This is a genomic window from Halobaculum rarum (assembly GCF_040025155.1).
Classification (GTDB): Archaea; Halobacteriota; Halobacteria; order Halobacteriales; family Haloferacaceae; genus Halobaculum; species Halobaculum rarum.
Map to the genome: position 1 here is coordinate 1749145 of NZ_CP157275.1, position 15042 is coordinate 1764186.

Annotated in this window: 15 protein-coding genes; 9 read left to right on the forward strand and 6 right to left on the reverse strand. The window is 69.2% G+C overall.

Annotated features, from left to right (window positions below; all coding sequences use genetic code 11):
- Window positions 1-1329: a M28 family metallopeptidase gene (locus ABJD39_RS09100; RefSeq protein ID WP_348607395.1), complete on the reverse strand. Its 1329-nt coding sequence runs from the start codon at window positions 1327-1329 to the stop codon at window positions 1-3.
- A gap of 218 nt (window positions 1330-1547) precedes the next feature.
- Between ABJD39_RS09100 and ABJD39_RS09105 the strand changes: the two genes are divergently transcribed.
- From ABJD39_RS09105 to ABJD39_RS09125, 5 genes are all read left to right on the forward strand, one after another.
- Window positions 1548-2711, forward strand: a complete 1164-nt coding sequence (locus tag ABJD39_RS09105) for a class I SAM-dependent methyltransferase (protein WP_348607398.1) — start codon at window positions 1548-1550, stop codon at window positions 2709-2711.
- A gap of 161 nt (window positions 2712-2872) precedes the next feature.
- Window positions 2873-4675, forward strand: a complete 1803-nt coding sequence (pepF, locus tag ABJD39_RS09110) for an oligoendopeptidase F (protein ID WP_348607401.1) — start codon at window positions 2873-2875, stop codon at window positions 4673-4675.
- Window positions 4676-4803: 128 nt separating this feature from the next.
- Window positions 4804-6039, forward strand: a complete 1236-nt coding sequence (gene pan2 / locus ABJD39_RS09115) for a proteasome-activating nucleotidase Pan2 (RefSeq protein ID WP_348607404.1) — start codon at window positions 4804-4806, stop codon at window positions 6037-6039.
- 353 nt (window positions 6040-6392) lie between these two features.
- Entirely contained in the window at window positions 6393-6875 is a 483-nt protein-coding gene (locus ABJD39_RS09120) for a pyruvoyl-dependent arginine decarboxylase (RefSeq protein ID WP_348607407.1), read from the forward strand.
- A 96-nt stretch (window positions 6876-6971) separates the two neighbouring features.
- Window positions 6972-7352 (forward strand): DUF5811 family protein, encoded by a 381-nt coding sequence (locus ABJD39_RS09125; protein WP_348607410.1) that lies wholly within the window; start codon window positions 6972-6974, stop codon window positions 7350-7352.
- A gap of 124 nt (window positions 7353-7476) precedes the next feature.
- Here the strand turns inward: ABJD39_RS09125 and ABJD39_RS09130 are convergent, their stop codons facing one another.
- On the reverse strand, window positions 7477-7722 hold the full coding sequence (locus ABJD39_RS09130) for a hypothetical protein (protein ID WP_348607413.1): 246 nt from the start codon (window positions 7720-7722) through the stop codon (window positions 7477-7479).
- A 168-nt stretch (window positions 7723-7890) separates the two neighbouring features.
- Window positions 7891-9711, reverse strand: a complete 1821-nt coding sequence (gene infB, locus ABJD39_RS09135) for a translation initiation factor IF-2 (RefSeq protein ID WP_348607416.1) — start codon at window positions 9709-9711, stop codon at window positions 7891-7893.
- 196 nt (window positions 9712-9907) lie between these two features.
- Between infB and ABJD39_RS09140 the strand changes: the two genes are divergently transcribed.
- Window positions 9908-10153 carry a PRC-barrel domain-containing protein gene (locus tag ABJD39_RS09140; RefSeq protein ID WP_348607418.1) on the forward strand — a complete coding sequence of 82 codons (246 nt, stop codon included), beginning with the start codon at window positions 9908-9910 and terminating at the stop codon, window positions 10151-10153.
- On the forward strand, window positions 10153-10611 hold the full coding sequence (locus tag ABJD39_RS09145) for an NOB1 family endonuclease (RefSeq protein ID WP_348607420.1): 459 nt from the start codon (window positions 10153-10155) through the stop codon (window positions 10609-10611). The genes ABJD39_RS09140 and ABJD39_RS09145 overlap by 1 nt, the downstream gene beginning before the upstream one ends.
- 2 nt (window positions 10612-10613) lie before the next feature.
- Here the strand turns inward: ABJD39_RS09145 and ABJD39_RS09150 are convergent, their stop codons facing one another.
- Both ABJD39_RS09150 and ABJD39_RS09155 read right to left on the reverse strand, forming a co-directional pair.
- Window positions 10614-11354: a CPBP family intramembrane glutamic endopeptidase gene (locus tag ABJD39_RS09150; protein WP_348607422.1), complete on the reverse strand. Its 741-nt coding sequence runs from the start codon at window positions 11352-11354 to the stop codon at window positions 10614-10616.
- 1 nt (window position 11355) lies between these two features.
- Complete coding sequence (locus ABJD39_RS09155) at window positions 11356-12639, reverse strand: glucose-6-phosphate isomerase (RefSeq protein WP_348607425.1); 1284 nt, start codon at window positions 12637-12639, stop codon at window positions 11356-11358.
- Window positions 12640-12845: 206 nt separating this feature from the next.
- Between ABJD39_RS09155 and ABJD39_RS09160 the strand changes: the two genes are divergently transcribed.
- Window positions 12846-13448 carry a hypothetical protein gene (locus tag ABJD39_RS09160; protein ID WP_348607429.1) on the forward strand — a complete coding sequence of 201 codons (603 nt, stop codon included), beginning with the start codon at window positions 12846-12848 and terminating at the stop codon, window positions 13446-13448.
- 95 nt (window positions 13449-13543) lie between these two features.
- On the forward strand, window positions 13544-14104 hold the full coding sequence (locus ABJD39_RS09165) for a DUF5812 family protein (protein WP_348607432.1): 561 nt from the start codon (window positions 13544-13546) through the stop codon (window positions 14102-14104).
- A gap of 254 nt (window positions 14105-14358) precedes the next feature.
- On the opposite strand, the gene ABJD39_RS09170 is transcribed toward ABJD39_RS09165, so the two are convergent.
- On the reverse strand, window positions 14359-14670 hold the full coding sequence (locus ABJD39_RS09170) for a hypothetical protein (protein ID WP_348607435.1): 312 nt from the start codon (window positions 14668-14670) through the stop codon (window positions 14359-14361).
- Between the last annotated feature and the right edge of the window lie 372 nt (window positions 14671-15042).

The following is a 15042-nucleotide window of genomic DNA, read 5'->3' on the forward strand; positions in this document are numbered from 1 at the left end:
TTACTCCCACTCCGCGGGCCACAGCCCGGCTGCCTTCATTCCCGGCTCGAAGTCGGCCTCGCGGAACGCGTCCTCCAGTTCGTACGGATCGATCACCGGTACCTCGGTCGCCTCGTCCGCCAACTCGCGGACCATGAGCGCCGCGAGGACGCCGTGCTCGCGGATGCACCGGTCGTCGACCTTGTCCCGCGTGTCGGCGTGGGTGTGGCCCCACCCGCGGCCGCGATCGCCGGAGTCGGAGTGCAGTTGGAGCGACGCCGTCCCCCGCCGGACGAACGGCCACTGGTCGGAGAACGGATGCGGCTCCTCGCGCACGTGCACCGGTTGGCGCGTCCGCTCGCCTACGCGGCGCGCGACCCGCGCGGTCGCCGCGGAGGTGTGCGTCATCGCGACGAGGTCCCGGAAGCGACCCGCCCCGTCGAGGTTGACGACGGCCTTCACCCCGTCCATATCCGTCGTCGCCGCGAGGTGTTCGGAGCCGAGCAGCCCGGTCTCCTCACAGCCGACGGCGGCGAACCGGACGCCGATGTCGAGGTCGGCGGCCGCGAGCACCCGCGCGGCCGCAAGCAGTGTCGCGACGCCGCAGCCGTTGTCCAGCGCCCCCTCCGAGATGTCGTGGCCGTCGTAGTGCGCGAGCACGAGCACGTACTCGTCGGTCATCGGCCCCGTGCGCGCGAGCACGTTCTGTGACTCGCCGGGCACCGTCTCGGCGTCGACCGACAGGTCGGCTTCCCCACCCTCGTTTGCGTACTCCGTGAGCCATGCGCCCGTTTCCTTGCTCACGCCCACTGCCGGGACCGCGGCCTCCTCGCCGAAAGTGAGCGACCCCGTCGGCGGCAGCTGTCCGGGCACGTGGTTGACGAACACGAACGCCTTCGCGCCCGCCTCCGCGGCGGTCCCGAACTTCTCCATCCGGTGGACGAACCGCGACTCGCCCGGCGTCGTCGTCGACGCGACGGCGATCTTCCCCTCCACGTCGACCGCCGCGATCTCCTGGGGCGTGCCGTGCCCCACGTCGACGAGTTCGCCCGACACCTCGCCAGCGGGGCTGTACGGCAGCGCGATGGCGTCGAACGCGCGATCGACGGGCGCTGTGAGTCGAAGCGTCGTCTCGCCGCGTCGCCACTCGGTCGCGTCGAACCGCTGTCGTCGAACGCGGTCGAGCCCCGTCTTCTCGAACGTGTCGGCGACGAGATCTGCCGCGCGGGCCTCGCCCTCGCTCGCGCCCATCCGACCGCCAAGCGCCGTCAGCTCGGTAATGAACTCCCACGGCACGGTGTCGATCCATGTACGCCCGACCGCCGCGGCGAGGTCGTCGTTGAGATTCACACCGAACAGATCGCTCAGCTGTGGCAAAAACCCGCGGGTGGACGGCTGCGCGGCACGCTGCCGGGCGAGCAATCGAGACCCCTCGACCGTCTGAGCGCCGATCGACGCCGGAACTCCCATTTCGTATCGCGTTATCTAATTCATGAAATGTGCACGGGTGGTTATCATCGCCCGGATCGACCACGGGCTATGGGCCTCCAGTACCCGGTGATCGGCTGATGCCGGTCATTCCGGGGTTCCTCGACCGGCTCGCCTTTCGTGCGAACCTCGCGCCGGTCGCGATCCTCGACGTCCACGGCGCGGCCTCGCTGCACGCGGTCGCGCTCGCCGACGACCTAGGCGTGTTTGCCGCCCTCGACGGGCCGCGCACGCTGGCCGACCTCGCGGCGGCGCTCGCGTGCGAGGAGGACACCCTGCGACGCCTGCTCGACACGCTGGTCGCGGTCGGGTACGTCGACCGGTCGGGCGACGAGTACTGGCGGACGCGAACGACCACGCGGTGGCTCACCGACGACGGCGACGCGAACCTCGCGCCGTTCGCCCGTTTCTGGGTCGAGGTGGTCCTCCCGTACTGGCGCGAGCACGCCGAGCGCGCCGTCCGCGAGGGTGAGCCCGGCGAATCGCTGTACGACTGGCTCGGCGACGACGAGGCGGCGTGGGCGACGACGCAGGCCGGATTCCGTGCGGCGGCGTCGCTGTTGGTCGACCCGGTCGCCGACGCGCTCGGCGACGTCGACGGCGCGCGGGTCCTCGATCTCGGCGGCGGCCACGGCGCCTACGCGGTCGAACTCGCCCGCCGCGGAGCGTCGGTGACGCTGGTCGATCGGTCTCCCGCACTGGAGCCGGCGCGCGAGGCGGCTGCCGACGCGGACGTCGACGTGACGTTCGTCGGCGGCGACTACCTCTCGGAGGACCTATGGCGTCGAGTGGCCGAGCACGACGCCCGCTCCGGCTCCCGCCCCAGTTCCGATATCGACGGCACCGATTCCGGCGGGTCTGATCCTGATGGCGCCGATTCCGCCGGTGGCGACGACGCGAACGCGGGCTACGACCTCGTCCTCCTGTTCAACGTCCTCCACGGACACGCTCCCGCGGAGGCGGCGACGCTGCTCGAATACGCCGCGGCTGTGCTCGCGCCCGGTGGTCGTCTCGCGATCCTCGACCAGTTCGGACGGGGTGGGCGCTCGTCGGTGGCGGACGTCGGTGTCGCGCTGATCGACCTCACGTACCTGATCACTCTCGGCGGCGGCACGCTCGATCCCGATATGGTGAATCGGTGGCTCGGCGATGCGGGGCTGTCGACCGTCGGGACGGAGACGTTCCGACGGGCGCCGGGCGTCAAGCTGCTGCGTGTCGAATTGCCGTACGCCGATCGGGAGTGAATCGCGGCGGGTACCGGCCGGATACGAGCGGATCCCCGGTACCCGGTGTCGAGTTCGTCGCGCTCGGTCCCACTGCTGATACGGTCGGATCGGTCGCTCGCGGGCGATTCTGCCGGGTCTGCTTGGCAAGACTTACCACCGCTCACGGGTGAAGTCGGGCCATGAGTTCGGTTCCCGAGCGCGCGGAGATCGACGAGGAGTACAAGTGGAGCATCGACTCCATCTACGCGGACGACGAGGCGTGGGAGGCCGCCCACGAGGACGTCGAGGAGCGCCTCGACGACCTCCGGGCCTACGAGGGGCGCGCGACCGAGAGCGCGGCGACGCTTCGAGAACTGCTCGACACCTACGAGGGCGTGTTCCGCGAGGTGTCGAAAGTCACGTCGTACGCGCAGCTTCGCTCGAACGAGGACACCCGCGATCAGGAGTACCAGGCGATGTCCTCGAAGGCCCAGGCGCTGTCGGCGGAGGCGTCGAGCGCGTCCAGCTACCTCGAACCCGAACTGCAGGAGTTGGACTGGGAGGACGTCGAGGACATGATCGACGAGGAGCCCGCGCTCGCGGAGTACGAGCACTTCCTCGACGACGTGCTCCGGATGAAGCCGCACACGCGCTCGGCCGAGGTGGAGGAACTGCTCGCGGACCTGAGCGAGGTCACCGGCGCCGCGGGCGAGGCGTACTCGATGCTATCGAACGCGGACATGACGTTCCCGACGGTCGAGGGCCCCGACGGCGACGAGATCGAGATCTCGCAGGGCAACTTCACGACGCTGCTGCAGAAGCCGGACCGCGAGTTCCGCCAACGCGTTCATGAAGAGTTCTACTCGGAGTGGGAGACCGTCCGCAACACGGTGGGAACGACGCTCGCGAAGAGCGTCAAGAAGGACGTGAAGATGGCGGAGGCTCGCAACTACGATACCGCCCGCGAGGCCGCCCTGAACGGGCCGAACGTTCCGGTCGAGGTGTACGACACGCTCGTCGACACCGTCCGCGACAACCTCGACTCGCTGGGGCGCCACGCCGATCTGAAGCGAAAGGCGCTCGACGTGGACACGCTGGAGATGTGGGACCTGTACATGTCGTTGACGGGCGACGAGGGCCCCGAGATCAGCTACGAGGAGGCCAAGGAGCACGTCGTCGAGGCGGTCGCGCCGCTGGGCGAGGAGTACCAGCGCCGGATGGCCGAGGGGCTGGAGTCGCGCTGGGTCGACGTGTACGAGAACCGTGGGAAGCGCTCGGGCGCCTACTCGGCGGGGACGTACGACACCCAGCCGTTCATCATGATGAACTACCAGGACGACGTCTCCTCGATGTACACGCTGGCCCACGAGCTGGGTCACTCGATGCACTCGGAGCTGGCGAAGGAGGCCCAGCCGTGGCAGTACGCCGACTACGAGATCTTCGTCGCCGAGGTCGCCTCGACGGTCAACGAGACGCTCCTGACGAAGCATCTGCTGGAGAACGCCGATTCCGACGAGCTTCGGATCCACGCGCTCGACCAGTACCTCGAACGGTTCCGCTCGACCCTCTTCCGTCAGACGATGTTCGCGGCGTTCGAGCAGGCCATCCACGAGCACGACGAGGCGGGCAAGCCGCTCACTCCCGACGCCTTCGACGAGCTGTACGGCGACCTGAAGGCCGAGTTCTACGGGCACGTCGACGCCAACGTCGACGAGCACATCCGCCGCGAGTGGATGCGCATTCCTCACTTCTATTATAATTTTTACGTCTACCAGTACTCGACGGGCATCTCGGCGGCCGCGGCCATCGTCGACCGCATCGAGAACGAGGGCGAAGTCGCCGCCGAGGAGTATCGGTCGGCCCTGCGCGCCGGTGGCGCCGAGTACCCGATCGACGTGCTCGAGACCGCCGGCATCGACATGACGGAGTCCGGTCCGATCGAATCCGCCATCGGTGTGTACGACGACTACCTGGACGAGGCAGAGGCACTGCTGGACCTCTAATCGCTTCTCCCCCGTACGGACGCAGTACCGCGATTCTGCCCGTTCCACGACGGGGCGATCTCCGGCGGAGGCGAACGCTCCCGCCACCCAAAGCCCCTTTACGGGCGGTACCTAAGGACGGGCAAGAAATGTCTCGGAGCCCGTCCCTCCCCGACCGGCCACGCCTCGATCTGGATCCCGACATGAACGAGGCCGAGCGGCTGGAGGCGCTTCGCAAGCACTTCGATCGGATCGTCCAGGTCAACGACGAGTTGGACGCCCGCCTCGATGAGACCCAGAGCCGCCGCGCGGACCTCCGCGAGGAGGTCGACGAGCTCAAGCGCCGCAACGAGGCGCTGAAGACGGCGTCGCTGTACATCGCGACCGTCGAGGAGCTCACCGAGGACGGCGCGGTGATCAAACAGCACGGCAACAACCAGGAGGTGCTCACCGACCTCTCCCCCCAGCTCGAGGACGAACTGGAGGCGGGCGACCGCGTCGCCATCAACGACTCCTTCAGCGTCCAGACGGTGCTCGACGACGAAACCGACGCCCGCGCCCAGGCGATGGAGGTCGACGCAGACCCCGAGGTCACCTACGCCGACATCGGCGGCATCGACGACCAGGTGCGCGAGGTTCGCGAGGCCGTCGAGGACCCGCTCATCAACGCCGACGCGTTCCGCGAGGTCGGGATCACCCCGCCCAGCGGCGTCCTGCTGCACGGCCCGCCGGGCACCGGGAAGACGATGCTCGCGAAGGCCGTCGCCAACGAGACCGACGCGACGTTCATCAAGATGGCCGGCTCGGAGCTGGTCCGGAAGTTCATCGGCGAGGGCGCGCGCCTCGTTCGCGACCTGTTCGACCTCGCCGAGGAGCGCGAGCCCGCGGTCATCTTCATCGACGAGATCGACGCCGTCGCCGCCAAGCGGACGGACTCGAAGACCTCCGGCGACGCCGAGGTCCAGCGCACGATGATGCAGCTCCTGAACGAGATGGACGGCTTCGACGACCGCGGCGAGGTGCGGATCATCGCGGCGACGAACCGCTTCGACATGCTCGACGACGCGATCCTCCGCCCGGGCCGCTTCGACCGCCTCATCGAGGTACCCAAGCCCGGCCCCGAGGGACGCGAGCGCATCCTCGAGATCCACACGACGGACATGTCGGTCGCCGACGACGTGAACTTCGCCGACCTCGCCGAGGAACTCGACGACTACTCCGGCGCCGATATCGCCGCGCTCACAACCGAGGCCGGGATGTTCGCCATCCGCGACGAGCGCACGACGGTCCGCCGCGCGGACTTCGACAACGCTCGTGAGAAGATCGAAACGAGCAACGAGGGACCGGTGTTCAACGACGGCGAGTTCGGTCGCTACCAGTACTGACTCGGTTCCGATTCGGGGTTTCGTCTTGCGGTTCTCGACTCGGTTCCGCTCCCTCCCTCACGCCTCGCTATTTTCCGGGCGGCTCGGGCCCCGCGGGCTCACTACGTTCGCCCGCGGACACCTCGCTATTTTCTGGGCGGTTCGGCCCTTCGGACCTCGCCGTTCACGAGACCTGCGGTCCCGTGAGCGCACAAATCGCACAGCGATTTGTGAACGCCGTTGGACGAGGCGCTCGCTTCGCTCACGGCTCGCTCCGCTCGCCGTTCGCGTGTTCAAGGCCTCCCGGGGGTCGGCCTCGCTACCTCACGCCTCGCTATCGACACCCACTTTCGCCCCGACGCACCACCCCCGATATGCACATCCACGTCGCCGACGGCGTCGGCCGGGGGCCGACCGAACTGGCCGCCTACGACGCCGCGCTCGCCGACGCCGGCGTCGGCGACTTCAACCTCGTCACCGTCTCGTCGGTCGTTCCCGCCGGCGCGACCGTCCGCGCGGTCGACACCGCCCCGGACCTCGGGCCCGCGGGCGACCGGCTCACCGTCGTGCAGGCGCATGCGGCCGCCTCGCCCGAGGACGCCCACGAGACCGAGACCGTCACCGCCTGCCTCGGGTGGACGACCGGTCCCGGTCCGGGGCTGTTCTACGAGGCCGACGGCAGCGACGCCGACGCGGTCCGCGAGACAGTGTCGACCGGTCTCGACGCCGGCCGCGACCTGCGCGACTGGACCTTCGACCACGAGGAGACGCGATGCGCGACCGTCGAGACCGCCGATTCGGCGTACGTCGCCGCGGTCGTCGTCGCCGCCTACGGCGAGAGCGAACCGATCGCGTGAGCCCTCGGCCCCGGTTCTAAGGGCCTAAACAGTGTATTCGTCCGACAGATCGCCGACGCCTTTTTACGCGGACCCCCCATATCACCGCCGACCCTAATGAACGGCAACAACCCCTATGCGGGGGCGCCTGGCGTCGTCGATGCGGGCCGTCCCGAGGAGGTCGACCTCACGGCCGACCAGAAGGACGCGCTCCGGCAGGCGGTCACCACCATCGTCACGCGAACCGAGTCGTATCTCCCCGACGGCTACGCCGTCGGCTCCGAACTCTCCTACGGCACGAACGGACCGCAGGCCACCGTCGCGGTCCAGCCGCCGATCGGCCACGCCGTCAGCGCGGGCTTCTCGCCAGACCTGGAGGATATCGAGGCGGGCCTCGACGACGAGGACCGCGAGGAGGTCGCCCGCGGACTCGCCGCCAGCGCGGCCGCCCAGGTCATGTCCGCCGTCGGCGACGACCTCGAACCGACCGCGCGATAGCCGCGTCGCTTCGCCCGCTCGGACTCGTTCTCCGTCCCGCCAGCGACGTTCTAAATCGTCTGACGCAACATCGGATCGGAGAACTACCGTCCGCGGCGACCCGCTCGTCACGTCGCGGGTGTGGTCAGGTGTCGTGGTCGCCGCCGGGCGGTTCGACGAACAGACCGTAGCCGACGAGCACCGCCGCGAGCAGCGAGCCGAGTCCCGTCCCGACCGACGCGGGCAGCGCCAACCGCGCGGCCCCGACCGCGCCGGCGAGGAGCAGGGTCGGCACGGCCGCGAGCAGGAGGTCGTACTTCGACGGCGATACGAGGCCGGCGCGGCCGGCCCCAGGGACGATATCGTCGTTGGACGGGTCTCGAACACTCATCGACTCTCTCCACTGTAGAGGTACTATACTGTTCGTAAAATCTGTTACGGCTGAAATAATACGAAGGTAGTTCGTGTAGGTTACGAGTGTCCTCTCTCCGGGTGTCCGGTGACCACGAAATCACGTCGATCGAGGGAATCGGCGCGTTTGGGACAGGATCTCGCCGCCCTACTTCCCCCAGAACGGGTCCGCCTTCCGCCGCTTCTCCAGGTACGCCTTCAGCGCCTCGATCTCGTCGGCGCGGATCTCCGAGGCGAGTTCCTGTTCGAGGATCTTCGCGTGCTTCTCGGGCAGTTCGATCCATAGTTCGTCGCCCTCCTCGATCTGGCGGCCGACCGTCGGGCCGTCGATGGCGACGGAGACGCGCTCGCCCGCCTGCGCCGAGTCCACGTCGTCGCCCTGGTGTTGGATGCCCGAGAGCGTGCCGACGCGGTTCGGCTCGCTGCCCTCGAACTTCGCGACCGAGCGGTTGTTCTGGACGGTTCCCGAGATGATCTCGACGCCGACGACCGCGGGGTCGTTCTGGCGGAAGGTGTGGTCCTGCAGGATGCGGAAGCGCGCCGGCTTGGTGATCTTGTCGAGCACCGTCTCCTGCTGGGTGCGCTCCAGTTCCTCGACGTACTCGTCGTACTCCTCGACGAGCTGGTAGATCACGTCGTCGTCGAACAGGCGCACGTCGCCGTGTTCGATCGCCTCCTCGGCGTCGGGCAGCACGTCGACGTTGAACCCGAGGATCACCTTATGGGTCTCCTCCTTGGCGGTCTGGGCGACGGTCACGTCGCGCGGGGCCACGTCGCCGACCTCCGCGCGGAGGATCGGGATCTCGGCCTCGTCGAGGGCGTTCGCCATCGCTTCCAGGCTGCCGAGCGTGTCGGCCTTCACGACGACGCCGTCCTCGGCGGTGTCGACCTCGATCTTGGCGAGCTCCTCGCGGACCTCCCGCTTGACCGCCTCCTCGTCGTCGCCGCGGACGACGCGGACCGGCGCGCCCGACATCGCGTCGTCGAGGTCGGGCGCGGCGATCTTGACACCCGCGGCCGCACGGACCTCCCCGACGCGCTCGAAGCGTTTCTCCGTGCGGATCTCGGCGTTCGGGCGCGGCTGGAGCAGCGCGCGAACCTCCGTCACGATCGGCTCGTCGCGGCCGCCGACGACGACGGTGTCGCCCTCGCGGACGACGCCGTCGTACAGCACCACGTCCAGCGTCGCGCCGAACCCCTGCTCGTCTTTCACCTCCAGCACCGTCCCGACGCCGGGGCCGGCCACGTCGACGGACATTTCTTCTTTCATGTAGCGCTGGGACAGCCCCATGAGGACGGTGAGGAGGTCGGGGATCCCCTCGCCGGTCATCGCCGAGAGGGGGACGACGCCGATGTTGGACTGGAAGTCCTGCACGCGCCAGTAGAAGTCCGCCGAGAACCCCTTGTCCGAGAGCTCGCCGATGAGCTCGTAGAGGTTCTCGTTGAGGCGGGAGGTCGCGCGCTCGGACTGCTGTTCCAAGGACTGCTGGATCGGTTGGCCGTTCTGCGGGTTCCAGCCGGGCGTCGTGTCGACCTTGTTGGCGGCGACGACGAACGGCGTGCCGGTGCGCTTGAGGATGTTGATCGCCTCCTCGGTCTGCGGCTGGAAGCCGTCGTTCACGTCGACGACGAGCACCGCGATGTCGGCGAGGGCGCCGCCGCGCGAGCGCAGCGTCGAGAAGGAGTGGTGACCGGGCGTGTCGATGAACAGCAGGCCGGGCAGGTCGAAGTCGGTCGGGTCGACGAGCGCGCCGGCCATCTCGGAGATCGTCGACAGCGGCACGGCGGTCGCGCCGATGTGCTGAGTGATGGCTCCCGCCTCGCCCTCCTGGACGGCGGACCCGCGGATGCGGTCGAGCAGCGTCGTCTTCCCGTGGTCGACGTGGCCAAGCACCGCAACGATGGGCGTGCGGAGCGAGCCGGCGTCGAACGTCTCCTCGGTGTCGGCGTCGGAATTCGTGTCTGACATGGCTGAGATCCTCTCTGCGGCGAAGAACGGCTCTTGTCGGTACTGGACGGTCGCGTGAAGTAAGGGCTTCGACTCCGTCGACGCGCCGCGACCTCGCACCCGGCGGCGACGGTGTACACGCCGCCGGTCGCGCGACGTCCGCCCCGCGTCGGACGCCAGCGTGGCGTTTATGCCCGTTGCGTCAGTGAGCGCAGGTATGGCAGATATCCTCGCCGAGAACCTCTCGGGGAAGGCCGTCATGGGCTCGGACGGCACCGAGCTGGGCATGCTGTACAACATCACGATGGACCTGAAGACGGGCTCGCTGTCGGACCTGCTCGTCACGCCGAACGAGGAGCTCTCGCCGGCGCAGGTTCCGTTCGACCGCGACGAGTCCGGACGGTTTCACGTTCCGGTCGGAGACGTACAGGCCGTGAAAGACTACATCGTCGTCCGTACGTAATGGAAGTCCTCGATTCGTCCGCGTTCATCCACGGGTACGACAGCGACGATCGGACCGCCTCGATCCCCGCCGTTCAGGCGGAACTCACCGGCGAGACCGCCCTCCGGTTCGACGCCGAGGAGGGCGCCGGGATGCACATCCACGTCCCCGGCGAGGGCGCCGTCGGACGTGTCCGCAGCGCCGCCGAGGAGACCGGCGACCTCGCGGAGCTGTCCGACACCGACCTGCGCCTGCTCGCGGCGGCGTTCGAGCTCGACGCGACGCTCGTCACCGACGACTACGCCATGCAGAACGTCGCCGAGCGCATGGACGTTCGCGTCCGCGTCATCGCCCGCGAGGGCATCGAGGAGGAGCGCGACTGGCAGTTCCAGTGTACGGGCTGCGGCCGCACGTTCGACGAGAACCGCGACCGCTGTCGGATCTGCGGGAGCGATCTGACCCGGAAGAACCCCGCGTAACCTCAGATCCCGGCCGTCTCCAGGTACTGGACCGCGTACTGGACGGCGTTGTACGCGCCGTGGACGAGGATCGGAACGACGAGGGTATCGGTGTACTCGTACAGCGCGCCCAACCCGATCCCGAGCGTCGCCGCGACCGCGACGTAGACGAGCTTCTCGGCCGGCGTCCCCGTCCCGGCGACGTAGTGGAGCAGCCCGAACAGCAGCGACGCGCCCGCGACGGCGCCCGCCGGGCCGAGCGCGCGGCGCAACTCTCCCTGCACGACGCCGCGGAAGAGCAGCTCCTCGCCGACGGCGACCGTGAGGAACGACAGCGGGATCATGGCCAGGAAGTACGCCGGCGGGTTGGTGAGCGCCTCGTTCGTGCTCGGCGACAACCCCACCGCCGAAAACGCGAGGAGGATCCCGTAGCCGGCGACGACGAGGCCGACCGTGCCGCCGACGACGAGCGCGGCGTCGCGGACTGTCGGCCGCCGGACGCGCAGCACGTCGAGATCCCCGGCGTACAGGAGGAACAACAGCGCCGCGGCGGTGAAGCCGGCAGCGTTGCCGACGGTGGTGAACACCGCCGTCGCCGCCGAGTCAGCTCCGAACCCCAGCGCCAGGGCCACCCACTCGAACGCCGGAACCACGGCGCCGACGGCGACGACGGCGGCGAACACCGCGAGCAGCGCCTGTCCCCCGCGGATCGCGACCGCACGGGGCTCGATCGTCCCCTCGGGCGGTCCGAGTTCGACGGTCACCTTACTCTACCTCCAGCCGGCGCTTCTCGGCGACCGCCTCCGCCTCGGGGAAGTCGCCGCCGCCGAGCAGCCCTCGGGCGGCCTTCTTCCCCCACTCGACGGCGGGCTGGGTGAACGTCGAGACCGCCGCGAGCTCGCCGTAGAGGACGCACGCGGCCTCCATCCCGTACAGGAGCTCGCCGATTCCGCGCTCGTCGACGCGGTCGATCTCGATCCGGACGTTCTCGCGCCCGGCGGCCGCGAGGCTCGCCTCTGTCGCGCGGAACTCGGCGTCGAGCAGCTCCCCGAGCGACGAGCCGCCGAGGTACGACAGCCCCTCCAGATCCGTTTCGGGAATCCCTATGTCGTCCGCCTCGCGGGGTCGCACGAGCGTGACGAGCTTGTCGGCCGGGCCCGCACGATACAGCTGGAGCTGACTGTGCTGGTCGGTCGCGCCGAGCGCGCGGGCGGGCGTCTGTCCCCGTCCGTCCTTCCCGAGTGACTCGGCCCACAGCTGGGCGAACCACTCGGCGAACCGCTCCAGCGACTCGGCGTACGGCATCACGGCGTTCGTCGCCGCGCCGCGCTCGGCCAGCGCGTACGTCGTCGCGCCGTAGGCGTACGCGGGCGACTCGAACAGCGACCCCGCGAGGCGGTCGGCCTCCGCCGCCGCGCCCGCGAGCACCGCGTCCAGATCGACGCCGGCGATCTCGGCCGCGAACAGTCCCACCGTCGACAGCGCGGAGAAGCGGCCGGGGACGCCGTCGGGAACGTCGAGCGCCGGGAGGTCGTGCGTGTCGGCCATCGATCGGAGGTTGCCCGCCTCGCCGGTGGTGACGACGGTGCGTTCGGTCCAGTCGACACCTGCGGCCTCCATCGCCTCGCGGACGACGAGGAAGTTCGAGAGCGTCTCCGCGGTCGTCCCGGACCGGGAGACGACGTTGACGACGGTCGACGAGAGGTCCACGTCGTCCACGATCGCGCGGATCCACTCGGGGTCGACGTTGTCGAGGTAGCGGCAGTCGACGCCCGCTCCGAGCGCGTCGGTGAGGGTCGCGGCGCCCAGCGCGCTCCCGCCGATGCCGACCGTCAGGAGGTGGTCCGGGTCGAAGCCGTCGGCCGCCCGCCGGATCGTGTCGGGGTCGCACGTGTCGGGGAGATTCAACGCGGCGTACCCGTGTTCGGCCTCGGCGCGTCCGCGTTCGATGCGGTCGTAGGCGTCGGCGACGCGCTCGTCGAGCGCGTCGAGATCCGTCCGCTCCAGCCCGAGGTCGCCGTCGAGGGCGTTGCCGATGTCGACGTTCATGCGAGAACCGCCGTCCGCCGCCGGCAAAACCTTGCCGTCCTCCGCACCGGCTCGGCGACGCCGCGGCGGCTGGCTCGCGTCGGTCGCATCGCGACGGCAGTGTCACGTCGGCCGCGCCGTGTTCGATCCCGTACTCCGGTCGGACAACAGGTAGAACGGGAACCGCGGACGGGGCGCTTAACACCGCCGCGACCCAACCACGGGCGATGACAGACGCCGAGGCGACGCCCGAAGCCGCGACGGCGTCCGGAAGAGACGACTCCGGCGCGGGGGGTCCCGGCGGGGGCGACGAGGGATACCGCGGCGTGTTCGGTGCGTTCCCGTACGCCGCACGCGCCAGCGAGTCGCTGACGTTCAAGTCGTACGTCCTCGTCGGCGGCCTCGCGGCGGCGTTGTTGACGTTGCTGTTCACGCTCGCGCTGATCACGCTGTTCGGCGCGACCGCGCAGGCGCGCTTCTCGATCGTCCGGGCGTTTTACGTCATCGTCGCGCTCGCCGCCGTCGCCCCGACGATCTCCCCCGTGTTGCTCGTCGCGCGCTCGCGCCGCCGCGGAACCCCCGGGCGCCCCGGCTACGAACTCGGTCTCGCGCTGGCGGGGTACCTGTTCCTCGCGTCGTTGTACCTCGGCGTAGTCGCCGCCCTTCCCGAGACGTTCGTCCTCGACGGCGAGACGGTCGCGCGGCCGCCGCCCTCCGGCGTGTTTTCCCCGTTGATCGCGGTGCTGTACGACCTCCCACGGCTGTTCGGTCTCGTGATCCCCGTCGTCGCCGCGCTGCTCGTCCCGCTGGTCCACTACCTCCGTCGCTGACGGACTGACTGTACTCCGCCGTGGCCCCAGGTCTCGGTTCGCTCGACCTCGCCGGTCACGAAACCGGGAAAAGCCTTCCCCACCTACTCCGTTACATGACCGACCGAGACTCCGATGGATCCGAACTGGACGCCGTCCGCGACGCGCTCGCGGAGGCCGCCGGCGACGCCGGCCCCGCCGACACCGCCGACGGCGAACACGACGGCACGTTTCTCGTCACCCACGCGGACGACGGCTCGGCCGTGCTCCGGGAGGTTGACTCCGGACAGGTGCACACGCTCTCCTCGAACCCCGGCGTCGCCGAGGGCGAGGCCGTCGAGGGCGTCGTCGCGCCCGACCCGCCGATGAACGTCTCCTGGCAGCTCGTCGAGGTCGAGGAGCGCCGCCACATCGCTATCGAGGAAAGTGAGGAGCCGCCGACCCAGCACTCGCTCGATCTCGCTGCCGATCGGGCGGTCGGCGAACTTACGCGCACCGAGCGCGCCGGAACCGGTGAGATCCACGTCATCTCAGTCCCCGAGGACGACACAGACCGGGCCGTCGCCGACGTGCTCGACGACGCCGACACCGGCCGGACCCGCGCGGCTCGCCTCGGCGTGAACCGCGTGGAGGTCCGGTCGGCCCCCGGCGTCGTCGTCGTGCGCTACATGCCGTGATCCGCTGAAAACGGGGTTTTTCAGACGCGCTGCGGCGTTACTATCGATACGATACTGTCCTCGCCGTTCGGAGGAATAAACTTCATCTCGCGATATCGATTCGCTGCCGTCGCGGATCTGTCGACCTATGGTCGGCGTTGACCCGACGGTCGTGGGGGTCGAATCGGCGGTATCCGCCCGACTTCGGCGGTCGTGACGACTCGTGTGGACGCGACCGCCTGATAGTGGGTTCGATCGTAGAGCGCGCCCGATACTTACTCGGTCGGGCCGGCGGCCGATTGCACGCGCCACCCGCCCTCGACCGCGCCCGCGCGCTCGACTAGCTCGACGACAGTTTCGTCGCCGACGTGGGTTCCGCCGTCGACCGCCTCGACGCGGAACGTGAGGTCGAGCGAGTCGCCGCAACAGCCGATATCGACGAACTCCTCCAGTTCGTCGCCGACTCGTGGCTCGTCGAGCATCCGTCGGAGGTAGTTCCGGTAGCGATCCGTCCGGGTCTGGTCGCGGCCCCACTCGCTCAACCCGTCGGGGAACGAGAGGACCACGCGCGCCGCGTTGTCGCTCATAGCCTCGACTACGGGGCGTCGCCACATCGACCTGTCGTCGGTGTGTCCGCGAGGCGCCATACCGGGTTCTCGGAGACGAACCTGCCGAGAGCGGAGTGATCGTCCGAGTTATCCCCGGGCTGGTGCCACTGTTTTCGGGGAGGGACCGGGTTCCGTATCGCACGACGTACTATATCGCTCTCGTCCGAGGGCGACGTGCTCGGGAATCTGACGAGGCGAAGCTGACTGGGGGCCTGTGAAACGGAAGTGTGGTGGACCCTATCGCGCACTGAGGATCGGCGCGGAGGCGTGAACGGGATCGGGCAGGAGCGAAACCGTGGACCGCGAATTCCGCCGAAACGCCGGTAGCCGTGAAGAAGAAGGCTTATTCGG